The sequence below is a fragment of the Actinomadura sp. NPDC048955 genome (genome assembly GCF_040649435.1).
GTDB classification, from domain to species: domain Bacteria; phylum Actinomycetota; class Actinomycetes; order Streptosporangiales; family Streptosporangiaceae; genus Spirillospora; species Spirillospora luteofluorescens.
In genome coordinates this window covers 143,252-160,845 of sequence record NZ_JBEZJI010000012.1, presented here as the reverse complement: position 1 = coordinate 160,845, position 17,594 = coordinate 143,252, and the positions used below count along the sequence as shown (strand labels likewise).

The following is a 17,594-nucleotide window of genomic DNA, read 5'->3' as shown; positions in this document are numbered from 1 at the left end:
TCCATGCGGCAACCGCTATGCAGCGGACGGATGCGGCGTTTGGCATGAGGGGCCTCCTGGGCGGGCTGGGTTTCTGGGGCCGGTGTCGGGCGGTCCAGATGGCCCTTGGCGGAGGGTTGCTAGGACGGTCATCGCTGGGTGGCTTTCAGGCGGGTGGTCAGGGCGTTCGCGCCCTCGGCGGGGATGGTCTCGCCGGTGGCGGTGAAGGAGACGGCGGGGACTACGCCGACCAGGCCGTTCGGGGCTCGCTGTAGGAGGCAGATCTCGGCTACTCGGCGGCGGCCTCCGCCCGGGTCGCGGACCAGGTGGACGATGACGTCCAGTGCGGCCGCCAGCTGGCTGTGGACGGCCTCTCGGGTGAGGCCCGCCGCGCAGGCCAGGGCTTCGAGACGGGCGGGGACGTCGGCCGCGGTGTTGGCGTGGAGGGTGCCGCAGCCTCCCTCGTGGCCCGTGTTCAGCGCTTGCAGGAGAACCACTACCTCGCGGCCCCTCACCTCGCCCACCACCAGACGGTCGGGGCGCATGCGGAGGGCTTGGCGGACCAGGTCGTTCAGGGTCACGCCTCCGGCGCCCTCGGTGTTGGGCGGACGGGCCTCCAGCCTCACGACGTGGGGGTGCGTGGGCTTCAGTTCGGCCGAGTCTTCTACCAGGAGGAGGCGCTCGGACGGGTTCGCCAATGACAGCAGGCTGCTCAGCAGGGTCGTCTTTCCCGTGCCGGTGCCGCCGCTGATCAGGAAGGCCGCCCGGGACTCGATCAGGGCGGCCAGCAGGTCGGCGCCCTCGGGCGGGACGGTGTGGGCCGTGACCAGTTCGTCGAGCGTGAAGGCGCGGCGGCGGGGCAGGCGCAGGGACAGGCAGGTGCCGGTCGCGGCGACGGGTGGGAGGACGGCGTGCAGGCGGACGCCGCCGGGGAGGCGGGCGTCGGCGTAGGGGGAGGCGTCGTCGAGGCGGCGGCCGGCGGCGGCGGTGAGGCGCTGGGCCAGGCGGCGGAGGGTCGCCTCGTCGGGGAAGCGCACCGCGGTGCGGACCAGGCCGGAGCCGGTGTCGATCCAGACCTCGTCGGGGCCGTTCACCAGGACGTCGGTGACGTCGGGCGAGCGCAGCAGCGGCTCCAGGGGGCCGGCTCCGACGAACTCGGCGCGTAACTCGTCGGCCAGCGCGAGGACTTCGCGGTCGCCCAGCAGGCGTTCCTCGGCGCGGAGCGCGGCGGCGACGCGGCCGGTGGTGGCTTCGCCGCCCGTGTTGGCGAGCCGGTCGCGGACGGCGCTGGACAGGCCGGTCACGCCGCCTCCCGGTAGGCGTAGGGCTGGAGGGCGAGGTCGGCCAGGACGGTGGCGCAGAAGTCGGCCAGGGGGCCGCGACGGCAGGCGCGTTCGAGGTCGCCGGAGTCGATGGCGGTGGGGAGGCGGCGGTCGCGGTCGAAGGAGCCGGCGAGCGGAAGGCCGAGGACGCCCGCCACCGCGTCGGGGGTGATGCCGCCCGGGGCGGGGCCCTGGACGACGAGGCGCAGGTCGGCGGTGTCGCGGCGGAGGGCGGTGGCGAGGCCGTCGGCCGCCACGGTGGCGCGGACCTCGGCCGGGACGAGCAGGAACGTGACGGCGGCGGCGCGCAGGGCCTCGCGGCCGATGTCGCCGGGATGGCGGGGGACGTCCACGACGACCAGGTCGAAGCCGCGGGCGGCGGCGTCGAGAAGGGAGCGGACGGCCTCTTCGGAGACGGGGACGGGCTCGCCTCGCCGCCAGGAGAGGACGGACAGGTCGCCCGTGCCGGGCAGCGTTTCGCGGAGGGTCGCGGTGCTGAGGCGGCCGCGGCGCTCGGCGAGGTCGTGCCAGCGGACGCCCTCGTGCGCCTCCAGCCCGAGGAGGAGGTCGACGCCGCCGCCGAACGGGTCGGCGTCGACCAGGAGGGTGCGCAGGCCCTGGCCCGCCGCGCCGAGGCCGAGCGCGGTCGCGAGGACGCTGGCCCCGGCGCCGCCGCGGGCGCCGACGACGCAGAGGGCGGTGGCCCAGCCGCCCTCGGGTTCGCAGGCGGCGGCGAAGGCGTCGATCAGCCAGTCCTCGTGGTCGGGGAGGGCGACGACGTCCTGGGCGCCGGCCTCCACGGCCAGGCGGTAGGCGTCGGGGGCGGGGCCGCCGGTGACGAGGACGACGCCGGGGCGGCGCTGGAGGCCGGCGGCGGCGACGTCCTCGGCGATGTCGGCGCCCACGAGGATGAGGGAGGGCCAGGTCCAGGCGGATCTCGCCTCATCGGCGCCGTAGGCGACCTCGGCGTGGGCGTCCGCGGCGGCGGCGAGGCGCAGGAGGCCGTCGGCGAGCGCGGGGTCGCCGGTGACGATCAGTGCCGCGAGGTTCATCGGATGCTCCTTCGACGTTCGGAGACATCCACCTTGCGGCGGGCGCAGGAGGCGGCGAGAGGGTTCCGCGAACTGTGGATAACTTCGCCCGTGCGGCGGGCGGGCGGTGGCGCGGGATGGATCCCGGGGGCCACCGCCCGGCCGCCTCACGACAGGGCGACCCCCGCCGGGGGGGGAGAGCGGGGGTCGCCGGGCGGTCCGGCTCCGGGGGGGTAGAGCCGGCCCGCTTTCCCAGAAAGGTCTCAGGGAGTTCGGGCTAAGCCGCGCGTAAGTCCGCTCTATGGAAGAAGCAAACTCACGGGCTCGAGTCTAGGCGGATACAACATATGCTGCCCGATCGTCGAGAGTTCCGTCGAGCCGCAAACTCGCCCGGCACGTGGCGATTTTTCGCACCTGGCGACAACGATCCGCCGGAGCGGCCGGCGCAGGGCGCCGCCCGGCCTCGACTGGGCCCCCGTTCCGGCGCACGCGAAGTGCAACGGGACGGGAGTGGGAGCGTACCGGAGAACTAAAGATCTTTCCTGTGCCTTCGCATGATCGACGACCAAAGGGAAATGGTCACCCTGAGTGATCAATTTCGCGATCCGAACACCGTTTTGCGGAAGTCCGGAATACGTCTCCCCGGCGCCGGCGGCCACCGGAGTCCCCCTTGTGCGCCGGCCCGGCGGGACGCGGACCGTTTTCCGAATGGGGCTTGTCATCTGGACAAAGAGGGCGTAGACAGGTCATACGGACCGAGTGTCCGGGCACGGCAGCCGGGTACCCACGCGCGACCAGCCGCGGGAGGCGCGTCGAGACGGGCTTGACCCGATCCGACGGATATGAGGTGCACGCTTGGTAACCCGGTGTGACGTGTCCAGCGGCGGCGTCCCGCCCAGGGACGCCGTTCGCGTTGTACGGCACCCCCGCTAGGCCCGCGCAGGCCTATTCGCGAACGTCCAGCCCCAGCGCCGTAGCGAGGACGACCGCCTGGTACGGATCGATCACCGCGCGCCTCAACTCGACGGTGAACGGGTCCAGCGACGACAGGTCGGTGCCGCGCAGGTCGCAGCCGGAGAAGTCGGCCTTGTGCAGGGACGCCCCCGAGAGGTCGACCCCGCGCAGCTCACCTCCGGCGCAGCGGGCGCCGGTGAGGTCCGCTTCGCGCATGCGGACGTCCGCGAACGTGGCGCGTCGCAGGTCGGCGCCGGGCAGGCCGGTGAACGACCAGTCGCCGCCCTTGACCTTCATCAGGTCGTAGGTGCAGCCGTCGAACAGGCTGCCCACGAACTTGCAGCCCGTGAAGGCGGCGTCGAAGAAACCGCACCGGACGAACGTGCAGTTCAGGAAGGCCCCGTCGGTGTGGCTGGACGCGTTGAACCGCACACCCCGGAACGTGCAGTCGGTGAAGAAGGCGCCGGTGCCACTGGCCTCGGTCATGTCCACGTCCACGAAGAGGACGCTGTCGTGCCGCTCCCCGGTCAGGTCACGCGAATCCCAGTTCGCCGACGAGATCGTTGTCTCCGTCGGCGCAGCAGGGCGTCCGTGCATGCGATCCGCCATGAGACCAGCATGGCCCCACCAGGTGACATTCTCAGCCGCGCATGAACGCTTCGCAGATGGCCTGCGAATCCCGTGCGGCGGCGGCGATGGCCGAGGAGCAGTGGACGATCCACCGCGCGACGCCCTCCGACGTACCGGACGTGTAGGCGCGGAGGGCCTCGGCGTACTCGTCGGCGAGTTCGAGGTGGCCGACCTCAGGCGCGACCAGCGATTTGGGGTCGAGCCCGCGGGCGACGAGGGTGAGCCGCTGTGCGGCACGGGCGACGATCCCGTCTCCCCAGCCGAACGGACGCAGGGCCAGAAGTTCGCCGTGCACGATCGATGAGACCACGAGTGCCGGCGCCTTGGTGGGTTCGGTCAGCAGCCCGCTGAGCGCGTCCAGGCGAGCCGCCACCTCGGACGGCGAAGGCGGCTCCCCCAGTCCGAGAACGTCTTTCACGACACTGTCGCCAGAGCGGGGACGTCCGAGATCGGCGCTGTCGACCGCGTCCGCCGCAGCGAGGACGTGCAAGCGCGCCAATGCCTGCCGCGGCGCCTTGCGCCAGACCTCTGTCAGCGTCCCGAGCTCGGCCGACACACGCAGTGCCCCCTGCACGAGGGGGTCGGACGGATGGTCGGTGGTGCGCAGCTCGTCCAGCGTGACCGAGGCGCCGTCGAGGACGGCGGAGGCCCGGGCGCCTCGCAGCGCCGACTCCGTGGACACCTCGGCACTGCGCCGCCGCAGGACGCGGTGGCCGAGCAGCCGGTCCACGGCCTTGCGCGCCTCGTCGACGGAGTCGGCGACGCCGGGAAGGTTCGCAACATCAGCTAGAGCATCGGTCACGGCCTGACTTTATGCCGTCGTCCAGAGCGCTCACGCAGCGGGCCACCAGGCCGTGGAACGGAAACGGTTCCCCGGGGCTGGACGTGGGAAGGCCCGTTGTGTCGGGCATCACAAAGCAGGATCCGGAGCCGTGAGCGCCGATCGCGTCCGTCCCCCCTGACACCGGGATCGCGGCCTTGTGGGGACCGGGACCTACCTGGTGAAGTGGGGATACCGGGCGACCCCCGCTTCAGCTAGCAAGGAGTTCGCGTTGAGCCAGAGCCAAGAAACACTGTCGAACCTTCTGCAGGAGACGCGCCGTTTCCCCCCGCCCGCGGACCTCGCCGCTTCGGCGAACGTCAAGGCCGACGCCTACGAGCGCGCCGCCGAGGACCGCCTGGGCTTCTGGGCGGAGCAGGCGGACCGGCTCGCCTGGACGAAGCGCTGGGACGACGTCCTGGACTGGAGCAATCCGCCGTTCGCGAAGTGGTTCGTAGGCGGCGAGCTGAACGTCGCCTACAACTGCGTCGACCGCCATGTGGAGGCCGGACGCGGCGACACGGTGGCGTTCCACTGGGAGGGCGAGCCGGGCGATTCCCGCACCCTCACCTATGCCGACCTCCAGGGCGAGGTGAACAGGGCCGCCAACGCCCTGCTCGAACTGGGCGTCCGCAAGGGCGACCGGGTCGCGATCTACCTGCCGATGATCCCCGAGCTGCCGATCTCGATGCTGGCCTGCGCCCGCATCGGCGCGACCCATTCGGTGGTGTTCGGCGGCTTCTCCGCGGAGGCCCTCCGGACGCGCATCGACGACGCGCAGGCCAAGGTCGTCATCACCGCGGACGGCGGTTTCCGGCGCGGCAAGCCGTCCGACCTCAAGGGCATCGTGGACGAGGCCGTCGCGCAGACGCCGACGATCGAGCACGTGCTCGTGGTGCGCCGCACCGGCGAGCAGGTCGCCGAGAACGAGCGCGACCTGTGGTGGCACGACGTCGTCGAGCGGCAGAGCGACGAGCACACCGCCGAGCCCATGGACTCCGAGCACCCGCTGTACATCCTGTACACGTCGGGCACCACGGGTAAGCCGAAGGGCATCCTGCACACCAGCGGTGGATATCTGACCCAGTGCGCCTACACGCACTGGGCGGTGTTCGACCTGAAGCCGGAGACGGACGTCTACTGGTGCTCGGCCGACATCGGGTGGGTGACGGGCCACTCCTACATCGTGTACGGGCCGCTCGCCAACGGCTCGACCAGCGTCATCTACGAGGGGACGCCCGACACCCCGAACAAGGGCCGCTGGTGGGACATCATCCAGAAGTACAAGGTGTCCATCTTCTACACCGCGCCCACGGCGATCCGCACGTTCATGAAGTGGGGCGACGACATCCCGGCCCAGTACGACCTGTCGTCCCTGCGCGTCCTGGGGTCGGTCGGCGAGCCGATCAACCCCGAGGCCTACGTCTGGTACCGCAAGAACATCGGCGCCGACCGGACCCCCGTGGTCGACACGTGGTGGCAGACCGAGACCGGCGCCATCATGATCAGCCCGCTGCCGGGGGTCACGGAGGGCAAGCCGGGCGCGGCGATGCGCCCGCTGCCCGGCATCGCCGCGGACGTCGTGGACGACCAGGGCCGATCGGTGCCGGACGGCGGCGGCGGGTTCATGGTGGTCCGGGAGCCGTGGCCGAGCATGCTCCGCACGATCTGGGGCGACGACGAGCGGTACGTGAAGACGTACTGGTCGCGTTTCGAGGGCCTGTACTTCGCCGGTGACGGCGCCAAGAAGGACGCGGACGGCGACATGTGGCTGCTCGGCCGCGTGGACGACGTCATGCTCGTCTCCGGGCACAACATCTCCACGACGGAGGTGGAGTCGGCGCTGGTCTCGCACCCGAAGGTCGCCGAGTCGGCGGTGGTGGGCGCGACGGACCCGGTCACCGGGCAGGCCATCGTGGCGTTCGTGATCCCGCGCGGCGACGCCGGCGAGGGCGTCGAGGGCGAGGACTTCCTGCGGGAGCTGCGCGACCACGTCGCCAAGACCCTCGGCCCGATCGCCAAGCCCCGCCAGATCATGATCGTTCCGGAGCTGCCGAAGACCCGCTCCGGCAAGATCATGCGACGGCTGCTGCGGGACGTCGCGGAGAACCGCAGCATCGGCGACGTCACGACCCTGGCGGACAGCACGGTGATGGACCTCATCTCCGACAAGCTGCCCAGCGCCAAGTCGGACGACTGACCCGGAGAGCACCCCAGGGTTCGCGACGGCCCGCGCCCGGCGCACCGCCCGGCGCGGGCCGTTTCCGTGCCCGGGCCGGGGGCGCCGGGCCGCCCCACCGAGCGAACCAGGTAAAATGTCCCCTGGTGCGCCGGGAAGTCTGGTCGGCAAAGGGACGTCCCGTAGTGACTGTGCGGGCCGTGGCCTTGTCCAGACGTCCGCCGCTTTCCCAGGGGTTCTCTCTATGGCGCGCCCGCCCATGAAACGTCGCGTTGCAGCGACGTGGCCGTTCCGTCCCACCGTCCGCTACGGCACCCAGGTCGCCAGTGCGCTCCGCACCGAGACGATCGGCGGCGTGGTGATGCTGCTCGCGGCGGTCGCGGCACTGGTGTGGGCCAACACGCCGTGGAAAGGCGCCTACAAGAGCCTCCAGACGTTCGAGATCAGCCCGCACTGGCTGCACCTTGCGCACATGGACGTGCAGCACTGGGCGTCCAGCGGGCTGCTCGCCGTGTTCTTCTTCATCGCGGGGCTGGAGCTGCGCGAGGAACTGACGCACGGCGAGCTGCGCAATCCGCGGGACGCGGCGCTGCCGGTGATCGCCGCCGCGGCGGGCGTGGCGGTGCCGGCGCTGATCTTCCTGGCGGTGAGCGCGGGCGCTCCGGGCGCGTCCGTCGGGTGGGCGGTGCCGACGGCGACGGACATCGCGTTCGCGCTGGCGGTGCTCGCCGTGACGTTCACCTCATGCCCGGCGTCCCTGCGCGCGTTCCTGCTGACTCTGGCAGTGGTGGACGACCTGATAGCCATCACCATCATCGCGCTCTTCTACACGAGCGCCCTGCACTGGGTGCCACTGCTGGTCAGCGTGGCGCTGATCGCGGTGTACGGGCTTCTCCAGCACCGGGGCGTGCGTTCGCCATGGGTGTACGTGCCCGTCGCCGTCCTCGCCTGGTACTGCCTGCAGCGCAGCGGGATCCACGCGACCGTCGCCGGCGTCGCGCTGGGGATGCTCACCAGCCCGAAGGAGACGCCTGACGGGCGCCCGACGAACGCCGAGCGCGCCGACCACGCGCTGCGGCCCTTCTCGGCGGGCGTGGCCGTGCCGGTGTTCGCCTTCGTGTCGGCCGGCGTGGGCCTCGGCGCGGCGCAGCTCGGCGCGGTGTTCACCGACCGGGTGGCCCTCGGCGTGATCGCCGGACTCGTGATCGGTAAGTTCGTGGGAGTCCTCGGCGGGGCGTGGACGGCCGTGCGGCTCGGTCTTGCCACCCTCGGGGAGGATCTGCACTGGCACGAGATCGCGGGAGTCGCGCTCCTGGCCGGGGTGGGTTTCACCGTTTCGCTGCTGATCGGCGGTTTGGCCTATACCGACCCGTCACAATTCGAGAGAGTGACGACTGCGGTCCTGATCGCGAGCGTTCTCGCCTCGGCGGCCGCGGCCGTCGTCTTCCGGAGAAGGGTGCGTCTGCGCGCGCGCCCGGACTAAGGAGAAAAGCCATATGTCCGAGGCACAACCGGGCGAGCGCGTCGAGGACAAGTCCCTCGGCGAGCTGGTCGCCCTGGCGTCGAGCAGCGTCTCCGACCTGATCAGGGCCGAGATGGACCTGGCCAAGCTGGAACTGAAGGCGGACGCCAAGAAGGCCGCGCTGGGCAGCGTGATGTTCACGATCGCCGCGCTGATCGGCGGGCTGATCGTCATCCTGCTGTCGATCGCGTTCGCCTACGGGCTGGTGGCCGCCGGCATCTGGCACTGGGCGGCGTTCCTCATCGTGGCCGGGGTGTACCTGCTCCTCGCCCTGGTCCTGCTGGCCATCGGGTACTTCCGCATCCGCAAGATCGAGGGAGCGAAGCGGACCCGCAGGACACTGAAGGACGACTTCACCGCGCTGCGCCACCGCGGCGACTCCGGCAAGCCCGAGCTGACGGGCTGACCGGCCCGTGTCCGGGCACGACGCGTCGCTGATCGAGGTCGGCGGGCCGTGGACGCACCGGCAGGTCAGCGCCGGCGGGACGCGCTTCCACGTCGCCGAGGCCGGCGAGGGGCCGCTCGTCCTGCTGCTGCACGGGTTCCCCGAGTTCTGGTGGTCGTGGCACCACCAGCTCGTCTCGCTGCCGGCCGCGGGCTACCGGGCGGCGGCCGTCGACCTGCGCGGCTACGGCGGCAGTGACAAGCCGCCGCGCGGATACGACCTGGTCACGCTGGCTGGGGACGCCGCCGGGCTCGTCCGCGCGCTCGGCGAGGCGAACGCGACCGTCGTCGGGCACGACTGGGGCGGGCTGCTCGCCTGGACGATGGCCGTCTACCACCCGAAGATCGTCCAGCGGCTGGCGGTGGTGGGCGCCCCGCATCCGCTGCGGCTGAGGCAGTCCGTCGCCGGCGACCCGCGCGGCCAGGGCTGGGCGGCGCGCCACACGTTCGGCTTCCAGGTCCCGCTGTGGCCCGAACGGCGACTGGTCCGCGACGACGCGGCGCTGGTCGGGAAGCTCCTGCACGACTGGTCGGGGCCGGACTGGCCGGACGAGCGCACTGAGCGGCTCGTACGGAAGGCCGTGCAGATTCCGGGGGTCGCCCACAGCGCGTTGGAGTACCACCGCTGGCTCATCCGCTCCCAGGCCCGCCCAGACGGCATCCGCTACGCGCACCGCATGCGGACCCCCATTCACGCCGCCACGCTCCAAGTGCATGGCGCGCTCGACACGTGCACCCTTCCGGCCAGTGCGCAGGGCTCCGGACGCTACGTGAAGGCCCCGTACCGTTGGGCGCTCATAGAGGGCGCAGGGCATTTTCCCCACCAGGAGCGTCCGCAAGAGTTCGACGCCCAACTCCTCGACTGGCTGACCGACCCGGGGTCCGGCCGCTGAACCCGCGTACCTTAGAGGCATGCGGGATCGGGACGAGTCGGGACGCCCACGCAACGCACGCCCACGGGACGCCTACGGACGTCCACTGCCGCACGGCACGACCGGCATACCCACGATGCCCGACGACCTCGACATGCCACCGGCAGAAGCCCTGGCCGAGGCGCAGAACCTCCTGGACGCCGACCGCCCGTTCCACGCCCACGAGGTGCTGGAAGCGGTCTGGAAGGCCGCCCCGGAGCCCGAACGGGAGCTCTGGCGAGGCCTCGCACAGGTCGCCGTAGGAGTAACCCACCTTCGCCGTGGAAACGCCCGCGGCGCCGAGGCTCTGCTCAGCCGCGCAGCCGACCGGATGGTTCCGTACCAGGACGCCCCTCCGTACGGCATCGACGTCCAGGGAATCGTGCAGCAGGCACGAACTCTGGCCAAGGAGCCTCAGGACGGCCCCATCCCGCTCCGCCTCACCGCCGGTTAATCAGAGCAGTTCTGCGTCGTCACCGGCTTCGTGGCGTTGGCGCCCGCGCGCGCGTCAGGCGCGACCTCCTCCGCGGTGAGCGCGTAGCCGGTGGACGGCGTGTCCAGGGCCGCGGCGAAGATGACGCCGTAGACGCGGCCGTCGGTGGACAGCAGCGGACCGCCGGAGTTGCCCGGCTCGACCTTGCCGCGGATGGCGTAGATCTCGCGGCTGACCTGGCCGGAGTGGTAGATGTCGGGCCCGCGCGCGGTCTGCCTGGCGCGGATCCGGGCCGCCCCTGGCGTGAACGGCTGCTGCTTCGGGAACCCGGCGATGATCGCGTTGTCGCGGACGCGGGCCTCCTTGGCGAACTCCAGCGCCGGCGCCTTCAGCCCCGGCACGTAGAGGACGGCGACGTCGCGCTTCGGGTCGTACAGCACGACCCGCCCGCGGTTGGTGTCGCCGTTGAGCGTCGCCACCACCGAGGAGCCGCGCGCGCCGGCGACGACGTGCGCGTTGGTCATGATGTGCTGCGGCGCGAACACGAAGCCGGTGCCCTCGATGCGGCGCGAGCACTGCGGCGCCGTGCTGACCACCTTCACGATGCTGTTCTTGGCGGCCTTCAGGCCCCGGGTGTTCAGGACGGACTCGTCCGGCGGCGGCACCTGCACCACCGACTCGCCGCCGAGGCCGTTGAAGACCTGCGGGAACTCGCTGCTCTTGACGAACCCCTGGAACGAGGCGAACCACGTCTGCGCCTGCGAGGGCATCACGTCGTTGATGCCGTTGATGATCGAGGAGCCCTTGACCTGCGTGCGGACGGGCTTGAACTCGGAGTTGGCGACCAGGCTGCCGAAGAACCAGGCGACGACCAGCAGCGACAGCGCGCTGACGAACGTGCCGCCGACCGCGTCGGCGGTGCGGGCGTTCATCCCGGTCACCCGGTTGCGCAGGACGGCGCCGACGGACGAGGCGACGAGCTGCCCGAGGGTGGCGGACAGGAACGCGACCACGATGGCGAGCAGCGCCTGCTGCGCGGCGCCGTCCACCGCGGCCTCGGCGATCGGCGGCGCGATCAGGACCCCGATGACGCCGCCGCCGACGAAGCCGGCGAAGCTCAGCAGGCTCACGATGAAGCCCTGCCGATAGCCCGAGACTCCGAACAGCACGACGAGCACGAGCAGGATCAGATCGAGAATGTGGTCGTGCAGCACCGCTTCACCGTATAGGTCCGCGCCGCTGCTTCACGTCCCCTCGATGGACCAGTTTGAGACGCGCCGGATAGCCGCGAGGAGTGACGCGCGATCGTGACGACGGCCGCACGCACCGCGAACGGCCGTCTGACCTGCGCACGGGCACCGCCGGACGAGCAGGGCGATTTCGTGGGAAACAACGACACGTCTCAGCGGCGTGCGGCGAGGTTCACCCGCTCAGTCGCGCGTGGCGACGTCCACTCCCCGGTCGCGCGCGGCGAGGTTCACGACGTCCTCGGGCAGGTCCTCGACGCGGGAGGTGTCCCACGGCCGGTCCCAGCCGCCCGCGCTCAGCACCTGGGTCAGCAGCGCCGCCGTGAACCCCCAGACGAGCATGTCCCGGACGTGGAACGCGGGGCCGACCCTGATCCCGGACGGGTGCTTGACCATCACCCGGTTCCCCGGGTCGACCAGCTCGCTGATCGGGACCCGCGCGACCGTCGCGACCTCCCCGGGGTGGCCGGGCGCGACCTCCGACGGCTCGCGCCACCAGCCCGCGACGGGCGTGACCCGGTGCTCGCTGTGCGACAGGTACAGCTCCGGCAGCGTGCACAGCACGTCCACGCCGGACGGCTCGACGCCGGCCTCCTCCCACGCCTCGCGCAGGGCCGCCGCGACCGGGCCGGTGTCCTCGGGGTCGATGCGGCCGCCGGGGAAGGCGGGCTGCCCGGCGTGCTTGTTGAGGGTGGCGGCGCGCTCGGTGAGCAGGACGTCCGGGCCGCCCGGTCCGTCCCCGAACAGGATCAGGACGGCGGCGGCGCGGGCGGCGGGGGCGGGCCGGAACACGGGCGGGACGGGCAGCCTCGGCGCCTCCGTGCGGAAGCGGTCGAGCCAGGCGGGGCAGTCGGGGGCGGCGTCGGTCACGTGGGTCCCAACTCCGGAACGGCCGCGTTCCTTCCCGGGACGGCCGGGGGAACCGCTCACGAGAACGGTCCGGGCTTGACGAGCTTGCGCGCCGTCTCCTCGTCCACCGGTCCCTCGCCGAAGGACGGGCACAGCCGCGCCAGGGGGCACGCCCCGCAGGCGGGACGGCGCGCGTGGCAGATCCGGCGGCCGTGCCAGATCAGCCTGTGGGACAGCATCGTCCAGTCCTTGCGCGGGATGAGCGCGCCGATCTCCTCTTCCACCTTCACGGGGTCGTCTTCGGCCGTCCAGCGGAAGCGCCTGGCCAGGCGGCCGAAGTGGGTGTCGACGGTGATGCCCGGGACGTCGAACGCGTTGCCCAGGACGACGTTGGCCGTCTTGCGCCCGACACCGGGCAGCTTGACGAGGTCGTCGAGGCGCCCAGGGACCTCGCCGTCGAACTGGTCGCGCAGCGCGGCCGACAGGCCCATGACCGACTTGGTCTTGGCGCGGAAGAACCCGGTGGGCTTCAGGATCGCCTCGACGTCCTCGGGGTCCGCGGCGGCCAGGTCTTCAGGGGTGGGGTACTTGGCGAACAGCGCGGGCGTGGTCAGGTTCACCCGCATGTCGGTGGTCTGCGCCGACAGCACGGTCGCGACCAGGAGTTGGAACGGGGTGCCGAAGTTCAGCTCGCAGTGCGCGTCCGGGTAGGTCTCGGCCAGGATCCGGTTCATCCGGCGCGCCCGCCGCACCAGCCCCAGCCGCGTCTCGTCCTTCCACTTACGAGCCCGCGCCTTCGCGGACGCCTCCGTCGCCATACCGGCCAGCCTAGAGCCTCGCGGCCTCGTCCGGCCGGACGAGAAAGTCGCGCCGACCCGCGTAATCGGGACGGGGGCGGGCCGTCTCTCCGGGCACGACGTTCCCCGAAGGAGATCTCATGTCCGACCTCAGCCAGGTGGTCCGGCTTCCGGTGCGGCGGATCGAGCTCGACCTGTCGTTCGAGGGCGCCCGCCGGATCGCGGGTGATCTTCGCGAGCACGTTCCCGTTATCGCCGCGGAGGCGGTGCGCCGGATCGAGGGGCGGCTGCCGGAGTTCGTCCGGCCGCACGATCCCCGCTACGCCAAGGCGGTGCAGCTGGGCGTGGAGTGCGCCATCGGGCACTTCCTGGAGCTGATGGCCGACCCCGCCGCCCCGTCTGCGGACGTCGTGGAGTTCTGGCGGCAGATCGGGGTCGGCGAGGCCAGCGAGGGGCGGACGCTCGACTCCTGGCAGGCGGCGACGCGGATCGGGACGGGGCTGGCGGTCGAGCGGCTCACCGACCGCGCCGAGCGGATGGGGTACCGGACGAGCCCGGCGGACGTCGCGGCCATCGCCAACGCGGCGCTCGAGTATCTGAACCAGCTGGCGGCGATCGTCGCCGAGGGTCACGCCGACGCCGCCGCGCGGGCCGCGGGCGCCCTGCGGGACCACCGGCGGCACCTGCTCGACCTGCTGCTGAACGGCGCCTCCCCGGCGGAGCTGAAGGAGGCCGCGCGCGAGGCGGACTGGCCGCTGCCCCGCACGTTAGCGGCCGTCGCGATGCGCGAGCACGGCCCCGACGCGCGGCACCCGGCGCTGCCCCCGGACGTCCTGCCGGGCCTGCACCTGGGGGAGCCCTGCCTGATCGTCCCGGATCCGGAGGGCCCCGGCCGCGCCCGGATGCTGGAGCGGCAGCTGCACGGCTGGACGGCCGCGATCGGCCCGGCGGTCGGGGCCGGCGACGTCGGGACGTCGCTGCGGCTGGCGCGGGAGACCCTGGCGCTGGCCTGCCAGGGCCTGATCGGCGGCGCGGCGCCCATCCCGGCCGAGCGGCACATGCCGATCCTGGTGATGATGCGGGAGCGGGCCCTGGTCGAGAAGGTGATCGCCCGCCGGCTCGCGCCGCTGCTGAGCGCGCGTCCGGCGACGCGCTACCGGCTCGCCGAGACGCTGCTGGCCTGCCTGGAGCACGGGTTCAACGCCACGGAGGTGTCCGGCCACCTGCACCTGCACCCGCAGACCGTCCGGTACCGGCTGCGGCAGCTCGACGACCTGTTCGGGGACGCCGTGCACGCGGCGTCGGACCGGCTGGAGCTCCACATGGCGCTGCGCGCGTGGCTCGCCCTCAACGCCGAGGCCGCCGCTGAGCCCGTCGCCGAGCCGGCCGCCGCGCGCGGCGGCCTGAGCTACGGATGACCTCTGATGGAGTCATCCGGAGGCTTCGACGGCCCAGCCCTGGGCGGCCATGCCCGCGTAGGAGGACGGTTTCAGCGTCACCGGCTTCAGGCCCGACCAGCTCGCCTGGAGGTAGTAGCCGTCGCCGTTGGCGAGCCGGTACACCGACGGCGCGAACCGCACCAGCCTCCAGATCTGGTTCGAGCCGCCGCAGGGCGCCATGACCACCGAGTATTCGCTCCCGCCCTCCCATGGGACGCCCGCGGCGGGCGCACCCCGGCTCAGGCAGCGTCCGGTGGAGCTGCTCGCCAGGGTGAAACCGCCGCCGGTGTTCTTGCGCTTCCACCCGGTCGCCTTGTCGGTGCAGGAGCGCTGAACGACCGACGTGCCGCTGGGCGCCAGGCACGATTGCAGAGTCGTGTTCCGCACGCGGAACGGGCCTGCGCCGGACGCGGCACCGCCGCGTCCTGGGCCCCTGCCGGCGCTTCCGGGGGTGCGCGTGCCGACGGTGTAGTCGGGCTGGGCGACGTCCGCCGGGGCCGAGCTCGCCGGGGTGGGCGTGGCGGGAGGCGGTGCGGCGCGCGGGTCCTCGCCCGGGCCGCCGCCGACCGTGCTGAACAGGATGATCGCGATGCCGGTGGCGACGCCGCCGGCCACCGCGGCCGGGAGGGCCCAGCCGGGCAGGGACGCCGCCGGGGCGAGGGGCCCGAGCGAGCCGAGCGACGCCGACGGCGCCCCCAGCAGGACGGCGCCGATCGGCAGGGCGCGCCGCAGCCGCCCGTTGAGATCGGCCATCTCCCTGGCGGCCCGCCGGCACTCCTCGCAGGACTCCAGGTGCTGTCGCAGGGCACGGCTGCGCCGGCGGCCGGGACGGCGGACGCTCGCGGCGAGCTGGGCGGTGAACTCCGCGCATTCCGGACGTCCCCCCGAGCCGGCGACGAGGAACGCCTGCCGCAGCCCCTCCCGCGCGCGGAACGCGAGCTGGGAGACCGCGCCCTTCTCCATGCCGAGCAGCTCCGCGACCTGCCCGACGGGCTCGTCCTCGATGACCGTGTACCAGAGGACGGTCTGCCACCGTTCGGGCAGCGACCGGAAGGCGCGGACGAGCGCGTCCAGTTCGTCGACGTCCGGTGGCTCGTCCTCGGAGTCCGACGCCCACTCGGCGACCTCGTCGGTCACGACGGTGCGGCGGGCGCCGCGCGCCCAGTCGGTGGCCGTGTTGCGCACGACCGTGTACAGGTAGGGCCGGCAGGCGTCGCGGGGGCCGCCGCCCTGGCGCATCGCCGCGAACGTGCGGGTGAACGCCTCGCTCGTCAGGTCCTCGGCGAGGTGCTGGTCGCGGACCAGCCCGCGCGCGTACCGCAGGACCGCCGTGTGGTGCCGCCGGAACAGCTCGTCCGAGGCCTCCTCGTCGCCCTCCGCGGCGGCCGCCAGAAGGTCGGCGTCCGGCCGCGTCCCCACGCCCGCTACCACCACGCCATCCAACCCAAGGCCCGCATCTCACCACAACCTTCGGAGGTCGCTTGCTCACCGAAGGAGTAGACACCGCACCCGCGCCCGGATTACGGGGATTTGTGGGCAATCTTAAAAAGACAAGCCTGTTCCCCAATGTTAGGGTCACCGCATGAAACTGGACTCCTCCCGGTGGACGGCGACCCTCGCCGGACGGCGCGTGCTGATCACCGGCGCCGCTCGGGGCATCGGTGCGGCGCTCGCCGCCCGGCTGCACGAACGCGGCGCGCGCGTGGCGCTCGCCGGGCTGGAGCCCGAACTCCTCTCCGACGTCGCCGCCGCCTGCGGAACGGCGCCCTGGTGGACGTGCGACGTCACCGACCGCGGCACGGTCGAGGACGTCGTCGGCAGCGCCGTCCAGGAGCTGGGCGGCCTGGACGTGGTCGTCGCCAACGCGGGCGTGGCCGCGCAGATGCCGGTCCTGGGCGGCGACCCGTCCGTCATGGAGCAGAGCCTGCGGGTCAACGTGCTGGGCGTCTACAACACGCTTCGCGCTGCCGGGCCCCACGTCAGCCATGAGCGCGGTTACGCTCTGGCCGTGTCCTCCCTGGCCGCGGCCGTCAACGCGCCCCTCCTGGGCGCCTACAGCGCGTCCAAGGCCGCGGTGGAGGCGCTGGGCAACACGCTGCGGGCCGAACTGCGCCCGTGGGGCGCCAAGGCCGGCGTCGCGTACTTCGCCGAGCTCGACACCGACATGACGCGCCGCGGATTCGGCACCGAGGCCGCGTCCGCCATGATGGAGGCGACCCCCCGGAGCAGCATGATCTTCGGCGTCACGCCGCTGGAGGTGGGGATCGGCGCGCTCGAACGCGGGATCGCCCGCCGGTCCCGGCGGATCGTCGCCCCCTGGTGGGTGGGCGTCGTCCTGCCGGCCCGGATGGCCGTGCAGCCGGTCGCCGACCGCGCCGTCCAGCGCGGGCTGCGCGACATCCTGGAGGTCGCCAGGAACGAGCCGGTCGAACTGACCACGCCGCAGCCGGATCCCGAGCGGTGACGGCGCCCCGCGCCACTCCCGGAGGGATCCGCGAGGTGGGGTTGGTCAACTGGCTCGCCTGCCGCGCCGCGGGCCGGGCCGCCGGGACCGGGCCGCCGAACCTGTTCCTGACCCTGGCGCGGCGCCGCGGGCTGTTCCGCGGCTGGCTGTGGTTCGCCGGACACCTCATGCCCGGCGGCACCCTGCCGCGCCGCGACACCGAACTGGTGATCCTGCGCGTCGCCCACCTGCGCGACTGCCGCTACGAGTTCGGCCACCACGTCCGGCTCGCGCGCCGCGCGGGCGTGCGCGAGCCGGACGTGGAACGCCTCAAGGCGGGCCCGGACGCTGACGGGTGGACGCCGCGCGAGCGCGCGATCCTCACCGCCGCCGACCGCCTCCACGCCGAGCAGGACCTGGACGACGAGACCTGGACGCGGCTGCGCACCCACCTCACCGAGGCCGAGTGCGTCGAGCTGACCATGCTCGCCGCCCACTACGAGATGCTCGCGACCGTGATCACGACGCTGCGCGTCCAGCCCGACCGGCCCCGCCGCCCCGCCGGAGGCCGCTGACCGGCACGTCCGAGGAGTC

The 17,594-nt window shown here is 72.6% G+C and carries 16 protein-coding genes; 8 read left to right on the top strand and 8 right to left on the bottom strand.

Annotated features, from left to right (window positions below):
- Window positions 1-128: 128 nt before the first annotated feature.
- The 4 genes from AB0C84_RS15165 to AB0C84_RS15150 form a co-directional block, all read right to left on the bottom strand.
- A complete protein-coding gene (locus tag AB0C84_RS15165) occupies window positions 129-1,283 on the bottom strand; it encodes a TadA family conjugal transfer-associated ATPase (RefSeq protein ID WP_361065827.1) in 1,155 nt (384 codons plus the stop codon).
- A complete protein-coding gene (ssd, locus tag AB0C84_RS15160) occupies window positions 1,280-2,353 on the bottom strand; it encodes a septum site-determining protein Ssd (protein WP_361065824.1) in 1,074 nt (357 codons plus the stop codon). The genes AB0C84_RS15165 and ssd overlap by 4 nt, the downstream gene beginning before the upstream one ends.
- 924 nt (window positions 2,354-3,277) lie before the next feature.
- Entirely contained in the window at window positions 3,278-3,895 is a 618-nt protein-coding gene (locus AB0C84_RS15155; RefSeq protein ID WP_361065821.1) for a pentapeptide repeat-containing protein, read from the bottom strand.
- Window positions 3,896-3,926: 31 nt separating this feature from the next.
- A complete protein-coding gene (locus AB0C84_RS15150) occupies window positions 3,927-4,718 on the bottom strand; it encodes an oxidoreductase (RefSeq protein ID WP_361065818.1) in 792 nt (263 codons plus the stop codon).
- A gap of 250 nt (window positions 4,719-4,968) precedes the next feature.
- Between AB0C84_RS15150 and acs the strand changes: the two genes are divergently transcribed.
- From acs to AB0C84_RS15125, 5 genes are all read left to right on the top strand, one after another.
- On the top strand, window positions 4,969-6,936 hold the full coding sequence (gene acs / locus AB0C84_RS15145; protein ID WP_258941937.1) for an acetate--CoA ligase: 1,968 nt from the start codon (window positions 4,969-4,971) through the stop codon (window positions 6,934-6,936).
- Between the two features lie 238 nt (window positions 6,937-7,174).
- Window positions 7,175-8,398 (top strand): Na+/H+ antiporter NhaA, encoded by a 1,224-nt coding sequence (gene nhaA / locus AB0C84_RS15140; RefSeq protein ID WP_361065813.1) that lies wholly within the window; start codon window positions 7,175-7,177, stop codon window positions 8,396-8,398.
- A 13-nt stretch (window positions 8,399-8,411) separates the two neighbouring features.
- Entirely contained in the window at window positions 8,412-8,843 is a 432-nt protein-coding gene (locus AB0C84_RS15135; protein WP_179845396.1) for a phage holin family protein, read from the top strand.
- A gap of 7 nt (window positions 8,844-8,850) precedes the next feature.
- The gene (locus tag AB0C84_RS15130; RefSeq protein ID WP_361065808.1) at window positions 8,851-9,774 is read left to right on the top strand and encodes an alpha/beta hydrolase; all 924 of its coding nucleotides are present in this window, start codon (window positions 8,851-8,853) and stop codon (window positions 9,772-9,774) included.
- Window positions 9,775-9,793: 19 nt separating this feature from the next.
- Complete coding sequence (locus AB0C84_RS15125) at window positions 9,794-10,246, top strand: DUF309 domain-containing protein (protein WP_361065805.1); 453 nt, start codon at window positions 9,794-9,796, stop codon at window positions 10,244-10,246.
- On the opposite strand, the gene AB0C84_RS15120 is transcribed toward AB0C84_RS15125, so the two are convergent.
- The 3 genes from AB0C84_RS15120 to nth all read right to left on the bottom strand — a co-directional run bounded on the left by AB0C84_RS15120 (window position 10,243) and on the right by nth (window position 13,139).
- Window positions 10,243-11,439 (bottom strand): MarP family serine protease, encoded by a 1,197-nt coding sequence (locus AB0C84_RS15120; protein ID WP_361065802.1) that lies wholly within the window; start codon window positions 11,437-11,439, stop codon window positions 10,243-10,245. The two genes, AB0C84_RS15125 and AB0C84_RS15120, sit on opposite strands and share 4 nt — an antisense overlap.
- A gap of 216 nt (window positions 11,440-11,655) precedes the next feature.
- On the bottom strand, window positions 11,656-12,342 hold the full coding sequence (locus tag AB0C84_RS15115) for a CoA pyrophosphatase (protein WP_258941941.1): 687 nt from the start codon (window positions 12,340-12,342) through the stop codon (window positions 11,656-11,658).
- A gap of 56 nt (window positions 12,343-12,398) precedes the next feature.
- Window positions 12,399-13,139, bottom strand: coding sequence for an endonuclease III (nth, locus tag AB0C84_RS15110; RefSeq protein WP_361065798.1), 741 nt, complete (start codon window positions 13,137-13,139; stop codon window positions 12,399-12,401).
- A gap of 119 nt (window positions 13,140-13,258) precedes the next feature.
- Between nth and AB0C84_RS15105 the strand changes: the two genes are divergently transcribed.
- Entirely contained in the window at window positions 13,259-14,536 is a 1,278-nt protein-coding gene (locus tag AB0C84_RS15105; protein ID WP_361065795.1) for a helix-turn-helix domain-containing protein, read from the top strand.
- A 12-nt stretch (window positions 14,537-14,548) separates the two neighbouring features.
- Here AB0C84_RS15105 and AB0C84_RS15100 read toward each other — a convergent pair whose 3' ends face one another.
- Window positions 14,549-15,991, bottom strand: a complete 1,443-nt coding sequence (locus tag AB0C84_RS15100) for a sigma-70 family RNA polymerase sigma factor (protein ID WP_361065792.1) — start codon at window positions 15,989-15,991, stop codon at window positions 14,549-14,551.
- 148 nt (window positions 15,992-16,139) lie between these two features.
- Between AB0C84_RS15100 and AB0C84_RS15095 the strand changes: the two genes are divergently transcribed.
- Together AB0C84_RS15095 and AB0C84_RS15090 are read left to right on the top strand one after the other, a co-directional pair.
- Window positions 16,140-17,021, top strand: coding sequence for an SDR family NAD(P)-dependent oxidoreductase (locus tag AB0C84_RS15095; protein ID WP_361065789.1), 882 nt, complete (start codon window positions 16,140-16,142; stop codon window positions 17,019-17,021).
- Between the two features lie 35 nt (window positions 17,022-17,056).
- Window positions 17,057-17,575 carry a carboxymuconolactone decarboxylase family protein gene (locus AB0C84_RS15090; protein WP_361065786.1) on the top strand — a complete coding sequence of 173 codons (519 nt, stop codon included), beginning with the start codon at window positions 17,057-17,059 and terminating at the stop codon, window positions 17,573-17,575.
- Window positions 17,576-17,594 lie beyond the last annotated feature (19 nt).